Genomic DNA, 23,902 nt, shown 5'->3' with positions numbered 1-23,902 from the left:
TTATATAAACGAATTGTATGCGTAAAATTTGTATTTTTTTACTGGTTTTATTTTGCGGTAATGTTTTGCGGGCACAAGTAAATCCAGCAGTTCAAGATACAACTAAAAAACAGTTTTCGGTAGGGGAATTACAATTGGAAAACCCGCCAAGTATACTTTCGGCTTATAAATATGATCCTGTTACAGACCGGTATATTTATACCAGTTCGGTAGACGGTTTCTCGATCGACTATCCGATTGTCTTAACTCCCAAAGAATATGAAGCTTTAGTCCTCAAAGAAGCCAGAAGGGATTATTTCAGAAAAAAATCAGATGCCATTGACGGTAAAAAATTAGGAAGCGAAGCTGCCAAAAAGGATTTGCTGCCCCGCTATTACATTAATTCAAGTCTTTTCGAAAGTATCTTCGGAAGCAATACCATAGACGTAAAGCCCACAGGATCTGTAGAAATGGATTTAGGGATTCGTTACACCAAGCAGGACAATCCTTCTTTCTCACCGAGAAATCGCTCCAATCTGACTTTTGATTTTGATCAGCGAATCAGTATGAGTCTGATGGGGAAAGTAGGTACCCGGTTAGAGGTAAATGCCAATTACGATACCCAGTCCACATTTGCTTTTCAGAATTTATTCAAACTGGCCTACACACCATCTGAAGATGATATCATTCAAAAAGTTGAGGTAGGTAATGTCAGTATGCCGCTTAACAGTACCTTAATCAGAGGTGCCCAGAGTTTGTTTGGAGTAAAAACCCAGCTGCAATTCGGGAAGACCACTGTTACCGGAGTTTTCTCAGAACAGAAGTCCCAGACCAAAAGTATAGTTGCAGAAGGTGGCGGTACGGTTCAGAATTTTGACCTGTATGCTCTAGACTATGATAATGACCGACATTTCTTCCTTTCACAATATTTCAGAAACAAATATGATGCTTCCTTAAAGAAATATCCATTCATAGAAAGCCGTGTTCAGATTACACGATTGGAGGTTTGGGTAACGAACAAGCAAAACAGGGTAAGTACAACGGGTAATAACTTAAGAAATGTTATCGCACTTCAGGATTTAGGGGAAGCGCAAATTACCGGAATCCCGGATAATGAAGTGGTAGTAATAAATCCTACGACAGGATTTTTTACGGCAGGTATTGATTCACCAACCGATAACAGGAATAATAAATACGATCCGGCCACTATAGGTTCCGGTGGTTTCCTGAACCAGAATATTAGGGAAATCGTAACGGCAAAAAACGGATTTACTTCTGTAACAGCCAGTGAAGGAACCGACTATTCTGTACTTGAAAATGCCCGAAAATTAACCAGCAACGAATATACTTTCAACCCGCAGTTGGGATACATTTCCCTGCAGCAGCGACTGGCCAATGATGAAATCCTGGCCGTAGCTTTCGAATATACAGTGGGAGATAAAATATACCAGGTAGGGGAGTTTGGTAGTGACGGAGTTGACGGAACGGTAGTGAACGGTAATAACACTTCAAACCAGACCATTATCACACAAAGTTTGATTTTGAAAATGCTGAAAAGCAGTCTGACCAACGTAAACAATCCGGTTTGGGATTTGATGATGAAAAACGTGTATCAGATTCCTCAGGCGTATCAGATCAAACAGGATGATTTCAGGCTGAATATTCTTTATACAGATCCGTCTCCGATAAATTATATAACGCCGGTAACAGGAAGCAACTTTCCGGATGATAATCCTGCTAATCCTGATCCGGATAATTATTACATCACAAAAACACCATTGTTGAATGTTTTCAACTTAGATCAGTTAAATTACAATAATGATCCGCAGGGAGGTGGTGACGGATTCTTCGATTACATTCCGGGTATCACCGTTGATGCCCAGAACGGACGAATTATTTTTACGACCAAGGAACCTTTTGGAGAGCTTTTGTTTAAGAAATTACAAACGGGTGGCGTAGAAGACTATAATAATCCGACGACCTACAACGTAAATCAGCAGAAATACGTGTTTAGGAACATGTATAAAAACACACAGTCCGGAGCTTTGCAGGATAGTGATAAAAACAAATTCCTACTACGCGGAAAATACAAATCTTCAGGAAATAACGGTATACCGATTGGCGCATTTAATGTTCCGCAGGGATCTGTGGTCGTAACTGCAGGCGGAAGGATTCTGGTAGAAGGAATAGATTATAGTGTGGATTACCAGTTGGGAAGAGTTCAGATTTTAGACCCTTCACTTCAGGCATCCAATACGCCAATTGAAGTTTCATTGGAGAATAATTCCATTTTCGGACAGCAGACCCGAAGGTTTATGGGATTCAATGTCGAGCATAAAATCTCTGATAATTTTGTCGTTGGCGGGACGTTCCTGAAAATGACCGAAAGACCATTTACCCAAAAGTCAAGTTACGGTCAGGAATCGGTAAACAATACCATTTTTGGTTTTAACGGGAACTATTCAACTGAAGTGCCTTTCTTTACCCGATTAGTAAACAAACTGCCGAATATAGATACCGACGTTCCGTCTAATCTTTCGATTCGCGGTGAAGTTGCTTTTTTAAGACCAGATGCCCCAAAAGCAAGTGATTTTGAAGGAGAAGCTACTATCTATGTGGATGATTTTGAAGGTTCGCAGTCTACTATTGATATGCGTTCGGCTTATTCATGGAGTTTAGCATCGACCCCTTTTGTAAATTCCATAAACGACCTTACTTTTAATGCAAATTCAAATACGCTAGCGTACGGACATAAAAGAGCAAAACTGTCATGGTATACTATAGATCCTGTTTTCTTCTCTTCAAAACCGTCCGGTATTTCAAACGACGACCTGTCTTTAAATACAACGAGAAGGGTTTACAGTAAAGAATTGTATCCAAATACCGATATTGCGCAAGGTCAGATTCAGGTAATCAATACACTTGATTTAAGTTATTATCCATCAGAAAGAGGGCCTTACAATAATAATCCAAATTTTAGTTCAGATCCCGCAGCGTCTAATTTTGGGGGTATAATGCGATCCTTAAACTCAACCAATTTTGAGCAGGGGAACGTTGAGTATGTACAATTCTGGGTATTGGATCCTTATGTAGGCGCAGGCCAGGCACAACAGAATAATACAGGAAAAATCTACTTTAACTTAGGTGAAGTTTCCGAAGATGTCTTAAAAGACGGAAGAAAACAATACGAAAACGGATTAGGTCCGGATCAGGTAGTGGTTAATCCACAACCGCTTTGGGGAGACGTTCCGGCTTCGCAATCTTTGATTTATGCCTTCGACACCAATGCGGATAACCGTAGAAATCAGGATGTCGGTTTAGATGGTTTACCGGATACGAGGGAAGGTTCCATTTATAATAATTATGCCGGAGAAGAAGATCCCGCAGCAGACAATTATAAATATTATTTAAATGCAGAAGGAGGCGTACAGGAACGCTATAAAAGATATAATGGCGTTGAAGGTAACTCTGCCGTTAGTATCGATGATCCGAACAGAGGAGCAACCACTTTACCGGATGTAGAAGATATTAATCGTGATAACACGATGAATACAATTAATGCGTATTATGAATACAGTATTGATATGAGACCTAACATGGATATCGGCCAAAACTACATTACTGATATTCGTAATGTGAGTAATATCGAACTGCCAAACGGAAGCACTACGACCGCAAGATGGATCCAGTTTAAAATCCCGGTTTCTCAGCCTCAGAATACGATTGGGAATATTACCGATTTCAGATCGATCCGGTTCATGCGTATGTTCATGACGGGTTTTAATGAACAGATGACCGTGCGTTTCGGAGCTTTGGATCTGGTAAGAGGAGAGTGGAGAAGATATACGGGAACCCTTGATGCAAATGATACGGATCCTACTAATGACAATACGGATTTTGATGTCCTGGCAGTCAACGTTCAGGAGAATGATACCAAGTTGCCTATCAATTATGTGACTCCTCCCGGAGTACAAAGAGAACAATTGTACAATAATAATACGGTAATCAATCAGAATGAGCAGTCACTTGCCTTACGAATTTCAGGTGGCGGACTGGAATATAAAGATTCAAGAGCTGTTTTTAAAAATGTAAGTGTTGACATGCGTCAGTATAAAAAACTGAAAATGTTTTTGCATGCGGAATCATTACCAAATGATACCGAATTGCAGGATGACGAAATGGCTGCATTTATCCGTTTTGGAAATGACTTTACGCAAAACTATTATCAGATCGAAATTCCTTTAAAAGTAACCAGGCCGGAAGGCACAGGAAGGGTAAGTGCAGATAAGGTGTGGCTTGAGGAAAATGATATCGATCTGGCACTTGACTTATTAACCAAAATGAAAATTAAGGCAATGCCTCTTGATATTAATTCGGATAAAAGAGATATCAACGGTGTTTATTATCCGGATGATGACGCCACCATGGACGGAGGTGACGGAGACAGCAGGTTAAGATTAGGTATAAAAGGAAATCCTAATTTTGGTTTGGTGCGAACCCTGATGATTGGTTTAAAAAGCAGAGAAGAACGCAGGGATATCAAAGGTGAAGTTTGGTTTAATGAACTTCGTATGGCCGATTTGGAAAATAAGGGCGGAATGGCGGCAATATTGAGTGTTGATACCAATATGGCTGACTTTGCAACCGTTTCGGCAACCGGACGTAAAAGCACCATCGGTTTCGGATCACTTGAAGAGGGTGCAAACGAAAGAGACAGAGAAGACATCCAGCAATACAATATTGTGACCAATCTGAATTTAGGGAAATTACTGCCTCCAAAATGGGGAATCAACCTGCCGTTTAATTATGCGATCGGGGAAGAGGTAATTACACCGGAATACGATCCGTTTAATCAGGATATAAAATTAAAACAGCTGCTGAGAGAAACGACTGATGAAAATGAAAAAGAGAATATCAGAACCCGTGCCGTTGATTATACGAAAAGAAAAAGCATCAATTTTATCGGAGTAAGAAAAGACAGGGCTCCCGAGCAAAAACAACATGTATACGATATTGAAAATTTCACATTTTCGCAATCCTACAATCAGGTAGAGCGTCATGATTATGAAGTGGCTGATTATAACGATGAACAATCCAATACAGCAATAAACTACGCCTATACTTTTCAGCCGAAGGAAATAGTTCCTTTTAAGAAAACCAAATTCATGAAAAAAAGTGAATACTGGAAAATGTTAAGCGATTTCAATGTCAATTATTTGCCGTCTAACGTAACCTTCAATACTAATATTTTAAGACAAAGTAATCGTCAGCAATTTAGGGACGTAGATGTTGAAGGAATAGGAATTGATCCGTTGTACAGAAGAAATTTTGCGTTCAATTATCAGTATGGTTTTGGTTATAACCTGACCAAATCATTAAAGCTGAATTACACGGCGGCCTCCAATAATATTGTTAGAAACTTTCTGAACGACGATAACTCACCAAAACAAGATTTCAATATCTGGGATGATTACTGGGATATCGGAACACCAAACCAGCACGTGCAGCAATTGATACTGAATTATGAGATTCCGATCAATAAAATTCCGGTTTTAAGTTTTGTGAAAGCAAATTATTCCTATACGGCAGATTACAGCTGGCAGCGGTCTTCAACAGCTCTTTCGGAGTATGAGGCACCGGATGGTACGCTTTACGATTTAGGGAATACGATTCAGAATGCCAATTCAAATACATTGACATCAACCTTTAATATGGCTATGCTGTACAAATATTTAGGTTTAACTCCGGGAGGTAAAAAACCGGCAAAACCTAAAACAGCAGCACCGCCAAAACCGGGAGAGAAAATTGTAAATACGGCAAAACCGGCGACAGCCAGCAGTCCTTTTTATGATGGCCTGATTGGGGTTTTGAGCAGTGTTAAAAATATTCAGGTAAATTATACGATAAATAACGGAACTGTCTTACCCGGATATACGCCGGGCGTTGGTTTCTTTGGTACATCAAGACCAACCTTGGGATTTGTTTTCGGAAGTCAGGATGATGTGCGTTATGAAGCCGCTAAAAATGGATGGCTGACCAATTATCAGGAGTTCAATCAGAACTTTACGCAGGTAACCAACAAAATTCTGAAAGTAACCGCCAATGTTGATTTGTTTCCTGATTTCAAAATTGATCTTGCTATGGACAGGTCGTATTCTGAAAACAGTTCCGAACAATATTCAGTAAGGGAATCAGATAATCGCTATATGCCTTTGTCTCGTTACACTTATGGAATGTTCTCTATTTCGACGGTATTAGTCGGGACCGCATTTTCTACCAGTAACGAAACGCAATCTGCGGCATTTGATGATTTCAGAAACAATCGTCTTGTAATCGCCAATCGTTTGGCAGAAGAACGTTATGGCGCAATAATTCCGAGATATGATGCTTCAACATTGCCTGCTGAAGATATTACAGCTCCTATAACTGACCTGGCAAATCCGGCCAATAGCGGAAGAAAACAAATTATTTCAAATGATGGTTATCCGATAGGATACGGAAAAAGCAATCAGGCGGTGTTATTGCCTGCATTTTTGGCCGCTTACTCCGGTAAAGATGCTGCAGGTGCCTCAACGGATATTTTCAGAAGTTTCCCGATTCCAAACTGGACTATTAAGTATAGCGGACTAATGCGTTATAAGTATTTCAAAGATAAATTCAAACGTTTCTCCTTACAGCATAATTACAGGGCTTCGTATACGATCAATCAGTTCAGGTCCAATTTTGATTATTTTGAAAAACCGGAAGGTCAGGATGTCAATGGTAATTTCTTCAATAAGACGATCATGTCAAATGTCAATTTGGTAGAGCAGTTCAGTCCGCTTATCCGCGTAGATTTTGAATTGAAAAGTTCTTTAAGAGTGCTTACGGAAATCAAAAAAGACAGGGCACTATCGATGAGTTTTGACAATAATTTATTGACGGAAGTGAAGGGAATGGAATACATAGTAGGTTTGGGATACCGATTTAAAGATGTTATTTTTTCTTCCCGACTTGCCGATAACCCGACAGGAATTATTAAGAGTGATATCAATATCAAAGCAGATTTCTCTTTAAGGAACAACGAAACATTAGTACGCTACTTAGATTATGACAACAATCAGCTTGCTGCGGGACAAAATATCTGGGCGATAAAGCTTACGGCGGATTATGCGTTTAGTAAAAACTTAACGGCCATATTCTATTACGATCACTCGTTCTCGAAGGCCGTAATTTCAACCTCATTTCCATTAACGAATATTCGATCAGGATTTACGCTTCGATATAATTTCGGAAATTAATTTTGAGTTTCTAAAGCAGATTTCATTAGAAGATTATTACATTTGTGGCTTCAATATTCAATTATCAATTTTCAAATACAACTATTATGAGCATACCAGCAAATTTAAAGTACACAAAAGATCACGAATGGGTTAGCATCGAAGGAGACGTTGCAACCGTAGGAATTACTCACTTTGCTCAGAAAGAGTTAGGAGACATCGTGTATGTTGAAGTAGAAACTTTAGATCAGACACTTGATAAAGATGAGGTTTTTGGAACTGTTGAAGCTGTAAAAACAGTTTCTGATTTGTTCTTGCCACTAACAGGAGAAATTATTGCTTTTAATGAAAGTTTAGAAAGTGCGCCTGAAACGGTAAACTCTGATCCTTACGGAGCGGGATGGATGATCAAAATAAAAATTGCTGATGCATCAGAAATTGACTCTCTTTTGTCTGATGAAGCTTATAAAGAATTAATAGGTGCCTAAACAACTATTACTCTGCTGGGCGATCATCTGCTCGGGAGTTATTACCTATTTCTGTCTGACAGATTCGAGTAACATTCCTGCAGTAAGTTTTCCAAGCATAGACAAAATTGTACATTTCTGTTTTCATTTCGGATTTACAATTTCCTGGATTTTGTTTTTCAAAAAAGAATTAAAAGGAAAAGAAGCCGACGATTTTAAAGCGTATCTCGTTGCTTTTATATTTTCGGTTTTTTTCGGAATTACAATAGAAATTCTGCAAAGTGTTTTTACGACCACCAGAGCAGCAGATGTAACAGATATTTTAGCCAATACCATTGGAGGTACAACCGCCATTTTTACGGCAATAGCTTTTAAAAAGCGAATCGATAAAATATAAGAAAATAAAGACCCACTTCGGTGGGTTTTTTGTTGCCTGAAAATCAAGCGCAATAAACAGTATTTTTTTCTGAATTTTAAATGTATTTTTGTCCCTGGTTTCCTGTAATTTCAAAATCATGAATGTTAAGCAATATTTAGATGCCACTTACTTAAAAACTGCTTCACAAGCCGGGCTTTCTGAAGCTGAAAATCTTGTGGTGGTTAAAGATGCGATTGCAGAGGCAATTACAGAAGGTTTTAAGCTGATTATGATTCGCCCCGAATATGTTGCTCTGGCGAAAGACATAATTATGAAGGCCAATTCGACTTTGCTTATTGGTACTGTAATCGATTTTCCGGAAGGCAGATCAAATCTGGAAGCCAAAATAAAAGAAGCGAACGAAGCGATTGAAAATGGAGCCGATGACCTTGATTTTGTCTGCAATTACGAAGCTTTTAAAGATGGTGACATTGCTTTGGTAAAAGAAGAAATTCTGATTGGAACACAAATCGGACTGGCCCATAATAAAACCGTAAAATGGATTATTGAAGTGGCAGCTTTGAGTGATAAGGAAATCATTCAGCTTTCTGCTTTGATAAAAAATGTGGTCATATCAAACTTTAAAGAAGACCATTATAGTGCTGTATTTGTAAAATCATCAACCGGATTTTTTAAGACCAAAGACGATTTGCCAAATGGGGCGACGATTCCCACTATTATTATGATGTTAGAAAACGCATCGCCCCTGTCTGTAAAAGCGGCGGGCGGAGTGCGATCTTACACTGAAGCTATAGAAATGATCCGTTTAGGTGTTAAACGCATCGGAACTTCCGCAGCAAAGGCAATTGCTAACGGAGAAAATACCTCAAATCAATATTAAATGAAAACCCAAACCTCCGTGAATAAGATTTTTTTATCTTTTATTCTTACTTTATCAACCTTATTTGCTTTTTCGCAGGAAAATAATAATTCCTCAATTGCGCCTGGTTTTACCTCAGAACAATTCCCTGTTTTTCCCAATTGTGAAAATTTACAATCCAAAAAACTTGAAAATTGTTTTTATAAAGAAGTTCAGGATTTCGTCTTTCATAATTTTGAAGTTCCTCAGCATCTGAAACAATCCGGTTATACAGGAGAAGTAAAAGTTCTTTTTGAAGTGGATGCAAAAGGAGAATTCAAAGTGCTTTATGTAAATGCAATGGATGAATCGCTGGTAACGGAATCAAAACGTGTTTTTGGTAAATTTCCCAAAATAAAACCATCCACTTATAATGGGAATCCAACGTTTTCCAAATATACGATCACGATAGGTATACCCCTGAAAAGTGCGGATCAGATTGCAGAAGAAGCACTGGCAGCAGCTCAGATTTTAAAGCCGGTAGAGAAACCAATGACAGAACTGGATAGTATTGTGTACAAAAAATACAATAATCCGGAATTCGAAAGTCATTTAAATATTCCGTTTTCTCACAGTTATTATGCCCAGTTTGACGGTGCAATGAATCAGGTAGGCAGTAATAATCATACCGCTTCGAAGCCTTATACATATGAGGAAGTTTCAAAATACTACGATTTAAAAGCAGTAAATGAATCCCTCCAGAAAAAGACATCAGGCTGGCTGGGAAGGAAATTCTGGAATGAAAATCTGGTTCAGATTCAGGGCGAAGATTATTGGCTGGCGTTAAACCCTATTCTTGATTTGCAAGTGGGTAAGGCATCCGATATTGACCCTTCGACTTATGTAAATACGCGTGCATTGAATTTCAGGGGAGGTTTAGGCAAGCAGATTAATTTTACCACTACAATCTTTGAAAGCCAGGGACGCTTTGCGGGTTATTTTAATGATTATGCAGAATCCATAAAGCCATCAGGAGGAAATCCTGCCATTATTCCGGGTGTCGGAATTGGTAAACGATTTAAAACGGATGCTTACGATTTTCCTTTAGCGGAAGCTAATATTACTTACGCTCCAAGCAAGTTTTTTGATTTGCAGTTAGGATATGGGCGAAATTTTATAGGAGACGGATACCGTTCACTAATTGAAGGAGACGGAGCAAGTCCGTATCCGTATTTTAAAATCAATACGAAATTCTGGAAAATTAAATATACCAACACCTATATGTGGCTTAAAGATGTCCGCCCTGACGTAACAGTGGAGAAAACCTATGCCACAAAGTTTATGGCTAATCATTATTTGAGCTGGAATGTTTCGAATAAACTGAATTTAGGATTTTTTGAATCCGTTGTCTGGACAGATACAAACAATAGGGGTTTTGATGTCAATTTCATCAATCCGATTATTTTTTATCGTACCGTTGAATTTACTTCTTCTTCCAAAAGTGGTAATGCGCTCTTAGCAATTACTTCAAAATACAAGTGGAACAATAAGGTTAATTTATACGGCCAGCTGTTAATTGACGAGTTTTCATTCGGAGATATAAAAGCAGGCGATAACAGCTGGAGAAATAAAATCGGATATCAGATTGGCGCCAAATACTTTAATGCTTTTAAAGTGAAAGATTTATTGTTACAGGTTGAATACAATCATGTGCGTCCATACGTGTATTCGCATAGTGCAGTCATTACCAATTATGCGCATAATAATCAGAGCATGGGACATCAGTGGGGCGGAAATTTTGAAGAGCTTGTGGCGATCGGACGTTATCATAAAGGGCGTTATTATGCAGATGCAAAATTTACAGTGGGTACCAGAGGTCTTGATTTTGATACCACAGAAGACAGCTTTAATTACGGAGGTAATATTTATAAAAGTTACGATGAAAACCGTCCTTATGATAAAGGCGTAAAAGTAGGCCAGGGGAATAAAACCAGTATTTTTATTGCCGATATCCAGGGAGGTTATGTTATTAATCCAATGACTAATCTGAAATTATTCGGAAGTTTTATTTACAGGAATTTTGATCCCACACAGGAAACCGCGGCTACTTTTAAACAAAGCACTACCTGGTTTACGATAGGAGTCCGTTCTGATATTTTTAATATGTATTTTGATTACTAGGATATTTAATAAGATTTTTCGAAATGATTGTGTTAAAAATCTGCAAGTCCTTATTTTGTAAAGGTTTTATTGAAAAAAATCTAATTTTATAGGTTCTGTTTCTATAATCAATTTGTACATTTGCACCACTCAAAAAAAATATTCAAACAATTACCATATTGAGCGCTACTAAAAATACAATTTCATTAAAATCAATATTTCTGGATTTCAAGGAAATCACTAAAGCGGGTTTAGCCATTAGTGTTTTGTTTTCGTCTATTGCAGGATATTTGTTAGGCGTAAATGCAGATCATCCCTTTAGCTGGAGTGTTCTGGCAGTGCTGTCAATTGGTGGGTATTGTATGGTTGGTGCGTCAAATGCTTTCAATCAGGTAATTGAAAAAGATATAGATTCCTTAATGGATCGTACCAAAAACCGTCCGGTTCCTTCGGGGCGTATGTCTTCGGGAATGGCTTTAGTTGTAGCGAGTCTGCTTACCATAATCGGGATATCCTTACTTTATACAATTAATGCAAAATCGGCAATGTTTGCCGCGATTTCAATTTTTTTATATACAAGCATTTATACACCTTTAAAAACGGTAACTTCGTTATCAGTTTTTGTAGGGGCTTTTCCGGGTGCCATTCCTTTTATGTTAGGATGGGTTGCCGCGACGGGGGAGTTTGGCATAGAAGCAGGTACCTTATTTTTGATTCAGTTTTTCTGGCAATTCCCGCATTTTTGGGCAATCGGCTGGTTTTTATATGAAGATTATGAGAAAGCAGGTATCTTTATGCTGCCCACAGGAAAAAAAGATAAAGGAACCGCTTTGCAGGTTATGTTATATACCATTTGGCTGATAATTGCTTCCTTATTGCCGGTTTTAGGGTATACCGGACAATTATTTCTTACGCCAATTGCTGCGGTTTTAGTGTTTTTGCTGGGATTGTGGATGTTGTTTTATGCGGTGCGTCTGTATCAGCTTCGAACGGCAAAAGCGGCGAGAACACTGATGTTGGTTAGTGTGTCGTATATTTCATTATTGCAAATTGTATATATAGTAGATAAATTTTTAAGATAGTTATGGAAATGACAATGAAAATAAGCGAAGAACAGGCAACGAAAGCAAAATCGGCAAAACTGATTTTGTTATTCGCAATGGTAAGTATGACCATGATGTTTGCGGGGCTTACAAGTGCGTTTGTGGTTAGTAAGTCAAGAGCAGACTGGTTGAAGAATTTTGAGCTGCCGTCAGCATTTTATTACAGTACAGCAGTTATTATTGCGTGCAGTGTGACTTTTTACCTGGCTAAAAAAGCCATTCAGAAAGATAACAGAAGTGCCACTACAGCATTACTTTTAGGAACATTGGCTTTAGGGATTTTATTTGTAGTTTTACAATTCGTCGGGTTTGGGCAAATTGTAAAAAGCGGTTATTATTTTACAGGAGAAGGTAGTTCTATTACTACAACATTTCTTTACGTGGTAACGGTTACGCACTTATTACACCTGGCCGGAGGGTTGATTTCACTTTTAATTATAATTTATAATCATTTTAAACAAAAATACAATTCGACTCAAACTCTTGGTATAGAACTAGGTGCGATGTATTGGCACTTTTTGGATTTATTATGGGTATATTTATTTTTATTTTTATATTTCTTTAAATAAGAAAAAAACGTAAATTTGGGAACTTTTTAACGAATATCTTTTATGGAAGCGACAGTTACTACTGCAAATAACGAAGAAAAAACTTGGGGAGGCGGAGATATCCAGCCATTAGGAGCAAGTTATGGTAAAATGATGATGTGGTTTTTTATCGTATCTGATGCCCTGACATTCTCTGGATTCCTTGCTGCTTATGGTTTTTCTAGATTTAAATTTATTGAAACATGGCCTTTGGCTGATGAAGTGTTTACCCACTTCCCATTTATGCACGGTGTTTCGGCTCCGATGTATTATGTAGCCTTAATGACTTTTATTTTGATTTTCTCCTCTGTAACGATGGTTTTGGCTGTTGATGCAGGTCACCAATTGAAAAAAACGAAAGTTGCAATTTACATGTTCCTGACTATTATTGGAGGTATCATCTTCGTTGGCTCACAAGCCTGGGAATGGAAAAACTTCATTAAAGGGGAATATGGTGCAGTAGAAACAAAAGGAGGAAGCCTGTTGCAGTTTGTGGACAAAGAAGGTAAAAGAGTAGCTCTTGAAGAGTTTGCTGTAAAATTACCGGAACAAAGAGTAGCCCTTACAAGAGCAGAAGGTAAATGGTTTATGGAAGATGCAGAATCAACACCAACTTATTCGGTTGCTGAAATTCAGGCAGGTTTCAAAGCGCATCCGGATTTATTAATAAGAACCGAGCACCTTACTGCAAAAAAGAAAAAAACAGTTTTGAGCAGAGCAGAATCTGAATCTCGTCTGAACGATGCAAAATATGTAGTAGAAGGAGCAAACCTGACAAGAAACGAATACGGAAGTAAATTATTTGCTGATTTCTTTTTCTTCATTACAGGATTCCACGGATTCCACGTATTTTCAGGAATTATTATTAACATCATTATTTTCTTTAATGTGTTATTAGGTACTTACGAAAAAAGAAGAAGCTACGAAATGGTAGAGAAAGTGGGTTTATACTGGCACTTTGTTGATTTGGTTTGGGTATTTGTATTTACAGTTTTCTACTTAGTTTAATTTTAGATTTTAATTATTATGTCACACGAGCACGTATCAAATACAAAAAGAATCTGGTTTGTTTTTGCATTATTGTCTGCAGTAACTACAGTAGAAGTAATTTTGGGTATTATTAAACCTGAAAGTTTAGAATTTAATCATTTTTTAGGTTTGAATTTATTGAACTGGATATTTTATATCCTGACAATTTTCAAAGCATATTATATTGTATGGGCATTCATGCACATGGAAGGTGAAAAAAGCAGCCTTAGATGGTCTGTTGTATCACCAGTTATTTTCCTGGTATTATATTTATTGTTTATTCTGCTGACAGAAGGACATTATATTTATGGGGTTTTTAAAGATTCTACTATTAAATGGAATTTTTAACATGATATTAATTCGAAAAGAGGCTCCGTTTAACGGAGCTTTTTTTATTTTTGTACCTCAATAACTTCTGTCGAAATAATGAAAAAAAATATCGTTCTCTTTGTGCTTTTCGTTTTACCAATCGTTGCCTATTTGTTTTTTGCATCCGGAGTAAATAGTTTTACCAAACTCCCGGTCATAACTCCTAAAATTGCTGATTTTGGGAATTGGAAATCTCTAAATGGTAAAAAAGTATCGCTTGATAAAAAGATAACGGTTTTAGGTTTTTCAGGTGCTGACCTTTTGAACAATCGTGGTAATTATTTCAATTTAAATGAAAAGATTTATAAACGCTATCATGGTTTCGAAGACCTTCAGTTTGTAGTGCTTTGCCCTTTAGGGACTGAAAAAGAAGCTCAGAAACTGGTAGACGCGCTTAAACCTTTTACAGATGTGTCAGGATGGAATTTCATTTTCGCCTCACCTGATGAAATCAAAACATTTTATAAGCAGCTCAATTTAAAAGGCAAGCTCAAAGATGATCTGGGAACTTCCTATGTTTATATTATCGATAAGGAAAGAAATGTAAGGGGCAGAAAAGAGAAGAAGGACTACAAGGAAGGGTATGATACTTTTCATCCGTCTGAACTAAGCAATGAGATGCTGGATGATTTTAAAATTATTCTCTACGAATATCGTGCGGCACTTAAGAAAAATCATAATGCTACTAAACAACTTTAAATTTCAATTATAATGTTTAAAAACAAATCATATATCGGAATTTCATTTATCATTTTAATCTTCGGAATTTACGCTGTTCCAAAAATCGTGGACAGAGTAAAAAACGGAGAAATTGTAAAAGGAAACCGTCTGGACAATGTTGGTTCGAAAAATTCAAAGTCAGATTCCAAGTTGCTTACCATTGGCCCGGCGCCGAAATTTGAACTGACCAATCAGGATAACCTTAAGATCTCAAATGAAACGTACAAAGGAAAAGTGTATGTCTTGGAATTCTTCTTTACGACCTGTCCTTCTATTTGCCCGAAAATGAATTTGAGCATGCTGGAAATCGAGAAAACTTTTTTCGGAAATCCTAATTTCGGCATTGTATCCATTACAATCGACCCCGGGCACGATACTCCGCAAATTCTGAAAGACCATGCTAAGTTATTAGGCGTAAAGTCTTCCAACTGGAATTTCCTGACCGGTGATAAAGCTGTAATCATGGATTTGTCAAACAAAGGATTTAATTTATACGCCGGTGAGAATGCTAAAGTTAACGGCGGTTTTGAGCATTCCGGTTTATTTGCTTTAATCGATAAAGATGGAAATATTCGTTGTCGCAAAGATGATTTTGGAAACCCAATTTTATATTATGACGGATTGGATAAAAAAGGGGTTCGGGATATTCAGGAGGATATTAAAATATTATTAGAAGAATAAAATGGAAGATCAGTCATTAGAAAAAAAGTTCAGCAAATTTATTATCGCAGTTTCAATTGTGATTCCCCTTGTAGTTGCTATTTTGTTTGGGGTTAAGTTAAAAGATTTAGGGATACAGGTGGAGCCTCTTTCGTTCCTGCCTCCGATTTACGCTACTACAAACGGTATTACGGCTGTTGTTCTGGTTTGGGCAGTGCTCGCCATTAAAAATGGAAAACGCAAGCTTCACGAGCGCTTAATGACTTTTGCCATTGCATTGTCGGTTGCTTTTTTAGTAATGTATGTAGCGTATCACATGACTTCTGATTCTACTAAATTTGGTGGTGAAGGTGTCATTCGTTATGTGTATTTCTTTATTTTAATTACCCATATTTTGTTGTCCATCGCCATAATTCCATTGGTATTGATTTCTTATGTAAGAGCTTTGTCCGAGAGTTTTGACAGGCATAAAAAAATAGCAAAAATAACATTCCCACTTTGGTTATACGTTGCTATCACCGGTGTTGTAGTATATTTAATGATATCTCCTTATTATGTTTAAAATGGCAAACAGAATAAACAATAAAGAAAACAGAATGGCAAATAGAAGTAGATTCGTGAATTTTTTCGCAACGAAAGGCTTCTATGTTCTTTTCTCGGTTTTCTTTTCCCTGAGTGCAAATGCTCAATGTGCAATGTGCCGTGCGGCACTTGCAGGAGATTCCAATGTAAAAAAAGCCGAGGCAGTAAATAATGGTATCGTTTATTTAATGGTGATTCCTTATTTGCTGGTCGCTGTAATAGGCGTTTTGATTTACAGAATGTACCAGTCAAAAAAGAAAAAGGCAGAATAAATATTCTGCCTTTTTTTTGTTTCTTATTTTAATCCGTCAACCGATACGTTTACTGTTCCGTTTATTTTGATGAAAGCAATAATGGCCTGATTGGTGAGCTGAATTTTATCAAATTGAATATCTTCCATTTTCCCGTTTACAAATACGCCAGGCATAGGAGAGTAGTTTTTAAGATAAGCAGCCATACTTTTTTTTCCTTCTTCCAAATTAGGCTGAATAGAATAACGACAGCTTGCTTCCATTTTTCTTAGGATCAATCCCTGCGCCAGCCAGCTTGCGGTACGCATTAATTTGCTTTTGGTATCTAATACATAATCCAGTTTGTCAAAATATATTTCTTTGGTTTGTGGATTGTATTGTGGAAATCCGTTCAGGTAAATCGTTCCATTAATAGATCCCAAAACATCCAGGGCGATTACCATTTTGTCGTTTTTATGCCAGATGGCTACATTTTTTACGGTAATCTTTTTGCTTCCCGATCCAAATTCCTGGCCCGCAGAATTTTTGGTCATGATTTTAGAAGCATCTGTATAAGTGGAAATGGCGGCGATATTGGCAGAAATCTGATTTGGAATTTTTGCTACAGGTTTCAAAACAATTTTGCTCGCGCTAAATTTAGATTCAGGCTGTTTGCCCACAATGGTTTCCATATTGCATTTCATTCCCATATCCAGTACAAACTGATCGTTTTTAAGTTTGGCATTGGTAGAATAAACTTCAACCGGAACAATTCGTAACCAGCTTTCGTAGGTATCACTCATTTGAAAAGGAGTACAGATTTTTTCTAAAGCAGACAAGACATTCGGTTTAAAATCCATTGATTTCTCTATGGCGCCATCGATGCTTTTTTCAATCTTGGATTTAAAAATAGAAATAGCCGGATTTACCAAATAGGTAATCGGCATGCTTTTCCCGAAAACCATCATCGTAGGGCTCTCATTCCAGTCAAGGGATTTAAATTCCGTTTTGGTGTTTAATTTCCAGTTCGTCAACGCGACTTCACTGGATAATGTGATTACACCATTTAAATTAAACTCACGCACATCATAAAGTTCTACTCCGAGTTTTTTGGTACCGATCCTGTATTTAACAGTTGCTTTTAGAGGCAGGACCGTTTTTATCTTTTTGTCCGGACTGGCTGGGTCATTTTGAATTTTTATGGGAGCCAGTTTCCAGATTTTCATTTCAATATCATCATCTTCTATAGTGTTGTCTTCATAGATTAAACCATTTAAAATCGAATTGGTCTGGTTTTCAATATCGTGAAGTTTAACGGTAATCGGTAAGTTTATAAAGGAGGGATTGCTGTCGTAAACCAGCGGACTTGCATCGTCTGGTTCCGGTTTTAAAGTTTCTAATTTTTGAGAGGTAGAACAGCTCGTAAATACTGCAAGTACTGTAAATAAAGAGATAAGTGGAAAAAACTTCATCGTTATGATTTTTTTTAGTGATGCAAAATTAAGAAAAGAATTATATTATCTTAAAAAGTGTAACAATTGATAACGATTTGAGTCTTATTGTAATAACTAAACGGAATTATTAACGTTTTCTTATGGTAAATTACTTATAAAATGTTATTATTGTTTTTAAATTTAACCAGACGATGATCGAAATCAAAGATTTGCACAAATCCTATAAAATGGGAAGTTCACAATTACATGTGTTAAAAGGGATCAATTTTAATATCGCAGAAGGGGAACTGGTAGCGATTATGGGGTCTTCAGGATCCGGAAAATCTACACTTCTTAATATTTTGGGAATCCTTGACGAGGCCGACTCCGGTAGTTATATTTTGGATAAAACACCAATAAAAAACCTGAACGAAACAATCGCTTCAAAATACCGTAACAAGTTTTTGGGATTCGTTTTTCAGTCTTTCAATTTAATCAATTACAAAACCGCACTCGACAACGTTGCCATGCCCCTATATTATCAGGGTATAAAAAGAAAAGAACGTTACGAGATAGCAATGAAATATTTAGAAAAAGTAGGTTTGGGATCGCATTCGCATCACTTGCCCAATGAACTTTCAGGAGGTCAGAAACAACGTGTTGCTATCGCAAGGGCATTGGCTTCTAATCCAAAAGTTTTGCTGGCAGATGAGCCGACGGGTGCCTTAGATACCAAAACTTCCTATGAAGTAATGGAACTTATTCAGGGAATTAATGATGAAGGTAAAACAATCCTGATCGTTACCCACGAACCTGATATTGCCGCAATGTGCAAAAGAAATGTGGTCCTGAAAGACGGATTAATCATCGACGATAAAATGGTAGAACAAGTTAGAGCTACATCTTATGTTTAATATTGAACGCTGGCAGGAAATATTTGAAGCCATTTCTAAAAACAGGTTAAGAACTTTTCTGACCGGGATTTCTGTGGCTTCGGGAATTTTTATTTTGGTGATCTTGCTGGGAGCCGGTAAGGGGCTTCAGAACGGAATTGAAAAACAATTCGAGCGTGATGCATCAGGACTTATTCAGGTCTGGTCGGGAACCACAACCAAAGAGTACAAGGGTTTAAATCCGGGCAGGCAAATTCAGTTTCGAAATAGTGATTATTCCCAGTCCGTTCAAAAATTTGATGATAAATTAGAGTTGAGATCAGCTTCCTATGATTTTTGGGGTGCTTCCTTTACCTATGGAAAAGAATCAGGAAGTTATCAATACAAAGGAGTAGATCCCGATTATGCTGCAGTAGAGAATATTACGATCACTCAGGGAAGATTTCTGAATAGTAATGATTTGGCACACAATGAAAAAGTTGCTGCTATCGGAATGAAAATAAAGACAGATTTATTTAAAGAAAAAGATCCTTTGGGGGAAGAAATTTCGATCAATAATGTAAACTTTAAAGTAATAGGCGTTTTTACAGATCCGGGTGGAGAAAGAGAAGAAGCCAGGGCATATTTGCCTAAAACGACCGTACAGCGAGCTTATGGAGGAGGTGACAAGATTAGTAATCTCTTTTTTACGTTGAAAAAAACAGATAATTATGATGAAGCTTTAGCGCAGTCTGAAAAATTCACCAGTGATTTAAAAGCTTTATTGCAAAGTAAAAACATGGTGGCTCCTGATGACGACGGTGGAATAAATGCGTACAATTCAGTTAAAGATGTCAAACAATTTTATGATTTAAATCTCTATATCAGGTTGTTCTTTTGGTGGGTAGGTATTTGTACTATTATTGCCGGAGTCGTGGGGGTAAGTAATATCATGCTTATTATTGTCAAAGAAAGAACAAAAGAAATTGGAATCAGAAAGGCACTCGGAGCTTCACCATTCTCTATTATTTCCATGATACTTCACGAATCCATTTTCATTACCACTATTGCCGGTTTTGTCGGATTGCTGGCGAGTTTATTGTTGTTGGAAGTAGTTGGGCCAATGGTTCAGAGTGAATATTTCCAGAATCCTGAAGTAGATTTTAATGTGGCATTATCGACACTTATCTTACTTGTATTTGCAGGTGCGCTGGCAGGATTTTTCCCTGCCTACAGAGCCGCCAAAATAAGACCTATTGTAGCACTTAGAGACGAATAATTATGTTTAAGAAAGATAATTGGGATGAGATTTTACAAGCTTTAACAGCGAATGTTTTCAGGACAGCGCTAACGGCTTTCGGTGTGTTTTGGGGTATATTTATTTTGGTAATATTACTGGCAGCCGCTAATGGTTTGGAAAATGGTATCCGAAAAGGTTTTGACGGATTTGCCACCAATACTATGTTTATGTGGAGTCAGACCACATCAAAAGCCTATAAAGGATTGCCTAAAACCCGTAAATATAATTTTAGAAATAGTGATGTAGCGGCTTTAAAAGCAGCTTTGCCGGATTTATTATATGTTTCTCCACGAAATCAATTGGGAGATTTTAACGGATCCAATAACGTGGTTCGTGGTACAAAAACTTCAGCCTTTACCATATATGGTGATTACCCGGAGCTCGTTAAACAGCAGCCGATGGATATCATTAAAGGTCGTTTTGTAAATCAGCAGGATATTCTGGAAAAACGAAAGATTGCGGTGATCGGAAAAGGTGTTATTTCTGAATTGTATGGTAAAGAGGAAGAAGCGGTTGGGACCTATATAAAAATCAACGGAATTAATTTTATGGTTGTCGGGGTTTATAATTTTAAACAGCAGGGCGGAAATGCAGAGCAGGAACAAAAAAATATATTTATCCCGTTTACTACTTTTCAGCAAGCTTTTAATTACGGAGATAAAGTAGGCTGGATGGCACTTACTGCAAAAGATGACGCTTCCATAACCGAGTTAAAACCTAAGATCTTAGAGATCATTAAGGCACTTCATTCTGTTAATCCGGCAGATGACAGGGCCGTTGGAAATTTTGATTTGTATGACCAGTTCAATAAAGTTCGAAGTTTATTCTCCATTTTAAAAATCATTGCTTATTTTGTAGGAACTTTGGTGCTTATTTCCGGTGTTATCGGAATCTCTAATATTATGCTGATTGTAGTTAAAGAACGTACAAGGGAAATAGGAATCCGAAGAGCCCTGGGAGCAACTCCCGCAGCAATTCGGGGTCAGATTTTGTCAGAGTCTATTTTTCTGACCATTATTTCAGGAATGTTTGGTATTGCCGTCGCAACCGGGGTTATCGCAATTTTAAATATGATATTAGATTCGATGCCGCCCGGAAGTGATACCATGTTTGCAAATCCAACTGTAGATTTAGGAGTTGTATTTGTTGCTTTGTTAATATTAGTAGGATCTGGTTTGTTAGCGGGATTCATTCCGGCTCAGACCGCAATTAATGTAAAGCCTATTGATGCTTTACGAACAGAATAAATTATCAATCAAAAATAATCGATTAAACCAAAAACAAATGAAAAAAGGAGTAACTGTAACCATTTTAATTTTTATTGCTTTAGTTTTCTTTGGCGCCTTATATTATTTATACGCTAAAAATCAGGAGTCACCAATTGTCTTCAAAACTGAAAAAGCAGAAATTAAAACGATTGTAAAAAATACGATTGCCACAGGTAATATTCAGCCCGACGAAGAGGTTCTAATCAAGCCAAACATTTCGGGGATTATCGAGCAGGTGTATATTAAGGCAGGTGAAAAAATCAAAGCAGGCGATATGATTGCAAAAATCAGGGTTGTGGCCAATGTATCTAATGTGAGCAGTACGCAAAATCAGGTACAAACCGCAAAAATTGCTTTAGATAATCAGGAGAAAATTTATAAAAGACAAAAAACACTGTTCGATAAAGATGTTATTTCGGCAAATGATTTTGATGCTGCACAATTGGCTTATACACAGGCAAAACAAAATTATTCAGCAGCAAGACAAAGTCTTGATATCGTAAAAACAGGAACCACAACTTCATTGGGAAATTACGCCAATACGCTAATTCGCTCAACGGTAAACGGAATGGTTTTGGCAGTTCCGGTAAAAGTAGGAAACCAGGTGATTGAGAGTAATAATTTTAATGAAGGAACTACAATCGCCAGCGTTGCCGATGTGGGAAGAATGATTTTTGTTGGAAAAATTGACGAATCTGAGGTTGGTAAAATCAAGGAGAGAATGCCGATTGAAATTACGGTGGGTGCTATTGAAAACAAAAAATTTGAAGCCGTTTTAACCGATATAGCCCCAAAAGGCGTGGTAGAAAATGGTGCGATTCAGTTTGAAATAAAAGCTTCACTGGAAAACAGGGATGCTACTTTTATCAGAGCAGGTTTAAGTGCGAATGCTTCTATTATTTTAGAAAAAGCCGATAAAGTGCTGGCCATAAAAGAATCGCTTGTGCAATTTGACAAGAAAACACAAAAACCTTATGTTGAAATTGAAACGGCTCCTCAGAAATTTCAAAGAAAAGATTTAGTTTTGGGAGTAAGTGACGGAATCTACGTTCAGGTGAAAAGCGGAATCAAAAAATCAGATAAAATTAAAGTCTGGAATCAGGGTCTGATTACTGAAGGAGAGAAAAAATAATCCCGACACAAAGGAGGTTTTGCAGTTTTTAAAAAATGTTAAATTTGCGTAGTATCTTTACTGCGCTTCATTCAAAATATATGAAAATAAATAAGTATAACAGTCTTGTCTTTGCTTTGTTATCAGGGTTCTTTTTATCGGCTCAGACACAGCCAAAACAATGGACATTAGAAGAATGTGTTCGCTACGCATTAGATAATAATATCACAATAAAATTATCAGAATTAGATGTAAAAAATGCTGCTATTGATAAAAAAGGGGCTTTGGGTAATTTCCTGCCTTCTGTAAATGCAAATGCTTCGCACTCCTGGAACGTTGGTTTGAATCAGAATATTACAACAGGTTTACTTCAGAATTCAACAACTCAATATTCATCTGTGGGTGCTTCTGTTGGTGTTGATGTTTATAAAGGTTTGCAAAACCAAAACATACTTCGCAGAACTAAACTTGCTATCATAGCGTCACAATATCAATTGACGAAAATGCAGGAAGATATTTCACTGAATGTTGCAAATGCATTTTTAGAAATTCTTTTCAACAAAGAAAATTTAAAAGTTAAAAAAGAGCAACTGGCTATTGATCAGAAACGCTTGGCCCGTTCTGAAGAAATGGTAAATGCCGGAACAATTCCGCGTGGTGATTTGTATGATTTAAAAGCTACTGAAGCAACAGATCAACAAGCGATTATTGTTGCAGAGAATAGTGTATTGATTTCTAAATTAAGTTTGGCTCAGTTATTACAATTAAAAGAATTTGCTGATTTTGATGTAATCGACGATACCGATGTAAAAGATGAAAACAATATCCTGGCACAAACTCCAATTGAAATTTATAATAAGGCAAAAGAAACAAGAACAGAATTAAAATTAGCACAGACTAATCTTGAAATCGCTGAAAGGAATGTGATCATTGCAAAAGGTGCCTTTCAGCCAACTTTGAGCGCTTTTTATAATTTTAATACGAGAGCAAGTTATTCAGATATCATTACAGGTTCTGCCTTAAATAGTGACAATCCAACGCGACAGATAGGTTATGTACAAGGAACTAATCAGGCGGTTTTAGAACCAAATTATTCTCCGGTTTTAGGCGGCGCAGCACCAATTTTTGATCAGTTTAATGACAATAAAGGGCAATCTTTCGGACTGCAGCTTTCTGTTCCAATTTTTAATGGCTTTTCGGTTAGAAACAATGTTGAAAAAAGTAAGGTAAGTTTAGAAAGATCTAAAATAGATTTAGAGCAAAAAAGTTTAGATTTGCAGCGTAATGTTTATACCGCTTTTACAGATGCTAAAGGAGCTTTAAATGCTTATGAATCTTCAACGGTAACTTTAGAAGCAAGACAGCAGGCGTACAATTATGCAAAAGAAAAATACGATGTAGGTTTAATGAACTCATTTGATTTTACACAGGCACAAACATTGTTGACCAATGCGCAATCAGAGGTTATCAGAACGAAATACGATTATATTTTTAAAATTAAAATACTTGAATTCTACTTTGGAATTCCAATTATTCCAATTATCACAAAATAATTT

Annotated in this window: 19 protein-coding genes; 18 read left to right on the top strand and 1 reads right to left on the bottom strand. The window is 37.2% G+C overall.

Going from position 1 to position 23,902, the window contains the following annotated elements:
- Positions 1 to 17: 17 nt before the first annotated feature.
- From sov to D0817_RS06935, 13 genes are all read left to right on the top strand, one after another.
- Complete coding sequence (sov, locus tag D0817_RS06995) at positions 18 to 7,259, top strand: T9SS outer membrane translocon Sov/SprA (protein WP_127337692.1); 7,242 nt, start codon at positions 18 to 20, stop codon at positions 7,257 to 7,259.
- 86 nt (positions 7,260 to 7,345) lie between these two features.
- Positions 7,346 to 7,726 carry a glycine cleavage system protein GcvH gene (gene gcvH / locus D0817_RS06990; protein ID WP_127337691.1) on the top strand — a complete coding sequence of 127 codons (381 nt, stop codon included), beginning with the start codon at positions 7,346 to 7,348 and terminating at the stop codon, positions 7,724 to 7,726.
- Positions 7,719 to 8,102 carry a VanZ family protein gene (locus tag D0817_RS06985; RefSeq protein ID WP_127337690.1) on the top strand — a complete coding sequence of 128 codons (384 nt, stop codon included), beginning with the start codon at positions 7,719 to 7,721 and terminating at the stop codon, positions 8,100 to 8,102. Before gcvH ends, D0817_RS06985 begins: the two co-directional genes overlap by 8 nt.
- Before the next feature lie 118 nt (positions 8,103 to 8,220).
- A complete protein-coding gene (gene deoC / locus D0817_RS06980) occupies positions 8,221 to 8,964 on the top strand; it encodes a deoxyribose-phosphate aldolase (RefSeq protein WP_127337689.1) in 744 nt (247 codons plus the stop codon).
- The gene (locus tag D0817_RS06975) at positions 8,965 to 11,103 is read left to right on the top strand and encodes an energy transducer TonB (protein ID WP_238160837.1); all 2,139 of its coding nucleotides are present in this window, start codon (positions 8,965 to 8,967) and stop codon (positions 11,101 to 11,103) included.
- Positions 11,104 to 11,261: 158 nt separating this feature from the next.
- Positions 11,262 to 12,164, top strand: a complete 903-nt coding sequence (gene cyoE, locus D0817_RS06970; protein WP_127337688.1) for a heme o synthase — start codon at positions 11,262 to 11,264, stop codon at positions 12,162 to 12,164.
- 2 nt (positions 12,165 to 12,166) lie between these two features.
- A complete protein-coding gene (locus tag D0817_RS06965; protein ID WP_127337687.1) occupies positions 12,167 to 12,754 on the top strand; it encodes a cytochrome c oxidase subunit 3 in 588 nt (195 codons plus the stop codon).
- Positions 12,755 to 12,796: 42 nt separating this feature from the next.
- Positions 12,797 to 13,780, top strand: a complete 984-nt coding sequence (locus D0817_RS06960) for a cytochrome c oxidase subunit 3 (protein WP_127337686.1) — start codon at positions 12,797 to 12,799, stop codon at positions 13,778 to 13,780.
- 18 nt (positions 13,781 to 13,798) lie between these two features.
- Positions 13,799 to 14,149, top strand: a complete 351-nt coding sequence (locus D0817_RS06955; RefSeq protein WP_127337685.1) for a cytochrome C oxidase subunit IV family protein — start codon at positions 13,799 to 13,801, stop codon at positions 14,147 to 14,149.
- A gap of 78 nt (positions 14,150 to 14,227) precedes the next feature.
- The gene (locus D0817_RS06950; protein ID WP_127337684.1) at positions 14,228 to 14,869 is read left to right on the top strand and encodes a hypothetical protein; all 642 of its coding nucleotides are present in this window, start codon (positions 14,228 to 14,230) and stop codon (positions 14,867 to 14,869) included.
- Between the two features lie 12 nt (positions 14,870 to 14,881).
- Positions 14,882 to 15,571: an SCO family protein gene (locus tag D0817_RS06945; protein WP_127337683.1), complete on the top strand. Its 690-nt coding sequence runs from the start codon at positions 14,882 to 14,884 to the stop codon at positions 15,569 to 15,571.
- A 1-nt stretch (position 15,572) separates the two neighbouring features.
- Positions 15,573 to 16,112, top strand: coding sequence for a DUF420 domain-containing protein (locus D0817_RS06940; protein WP_127337682.1), 540 nt, complete (start codon positions 15,573 to 15,575; stop codon positions 16,110 to 16,112).
- Positions 16,105 to 16,404 carry a hypothetical protein gene (locus D0817_RS06935; RefSeq protein WP_127337681.1) on the top strand — a complete coding sequence of 100 codons (300 nt, stop codon included), beginning with the start codon at positions 16,105 to 16,107 and terminating at the stop codon, positions 16,402 to 16,404. The genes D0817_RS06940 and D0817_RS06935 overlap by 8 nt, the downstream gene beginning before the upstream one ends.
- A 23-nt stretch (positions 16,405 to 16,427) precedes the next feature.
- Here the strand turns inward: D0817_RS06935 and D0817_RS06930 are convergent, their stop codons facing one another.
- Complete coding sequence (locus tag D0817_RS06930) at positions 16,428 to 17,834, bottom strand: DUF4403 family protein (protein ID WP_127337680.1); 1,407 nt, start codon at positions 17,832 to 17,834, stop codon at positions 16,428 to 16,430.
- 173 nt (positions 17,835 to 18,007) lie between these two features.
- Between D0817_RS06930 and D0817_RS06925 the strand changes: the two genes are divergently transcribed.
- The 5 genes from D0817_RS06925 (at position 18,008) to D0817_RS06905 (ending at position 23,899) form a co-directional block, all read left to right on the top strand.
- Positions 18,008 to 18,709: an ABC transporter ATP-binding protein gene (locus D0817_RS06925; protein ID WP_127337679.1), complete on the top strand. Its 702-nt coding sequence runs from the start codon at positions 18,008 to 18,010 to the stop codon at positions 18,707 to 18,709.
- Positions 18,702 to 19,946 (top strand): ABC transporter permease, encoded by a 1,245-nt coding sequence (locus D0817_RS06920; protein ID WP_127337678.1) that lies wholly within the window; start codon positions 18,702 to 18,704, stop codon positions 19,944 to 19,946. Before D0817_RS06925 ends, D0817_RS06920 begins: the two co-directional genes overlap by 8 nt.
- 2 nt (positions 19,947 to 19,948) lie before the next feature.
- Entirely contained in the window at positions 19,949 to 21,214 is a 1,266-nt protein-coding gene (locus D0817_RS06915; protein ID WP_127337677.1) for an ABC transporter permease, read from the top strand.
- A 37-nt stretch (positions 21,215 to 21,251) separates the two neighbouring features.
- A complete protein-coding gene (locus D0817_RS06910) occupies positions 21,252 to 22,367 on the top strand; it encodes an efflux RND transporter periplasmic adaptor subunit (protein ID WP_127337676.1) in 1,116 nt (371 codons plus the stop codon).
- An 80-nt stretch (positions 22,368 to 22,447) separates the two neighbouring features.
- Positions 22,448 to 23,899 (top strand): TolC family protein, encoded by a 1,452-nt coding sequence (locus D0817_RS06905; protein ID WP_127337675.1) that lies wholly within the window; start codon positions 22,448 to 22,450, stop codon positions 23,897 to 23,899.
- Positions 23,900 to 23,902 lie beyond the last annotated feature (3 nt).

The organism is Flavobacterium cupreum, assembly GCF_003996965.1.
Classification (GTDB): Bacteria; Bacteroidota; Bacteroidia; order Flavobacteriales; family Flavobacteriaceae; genus Flavobacterium; species Flavobacterium cupreum.
The sequence above is the reverse complement of the archived record's forward strand: the minus strand, read 5'-3'. Positions and strand labels throughout refer to the sequence as shown.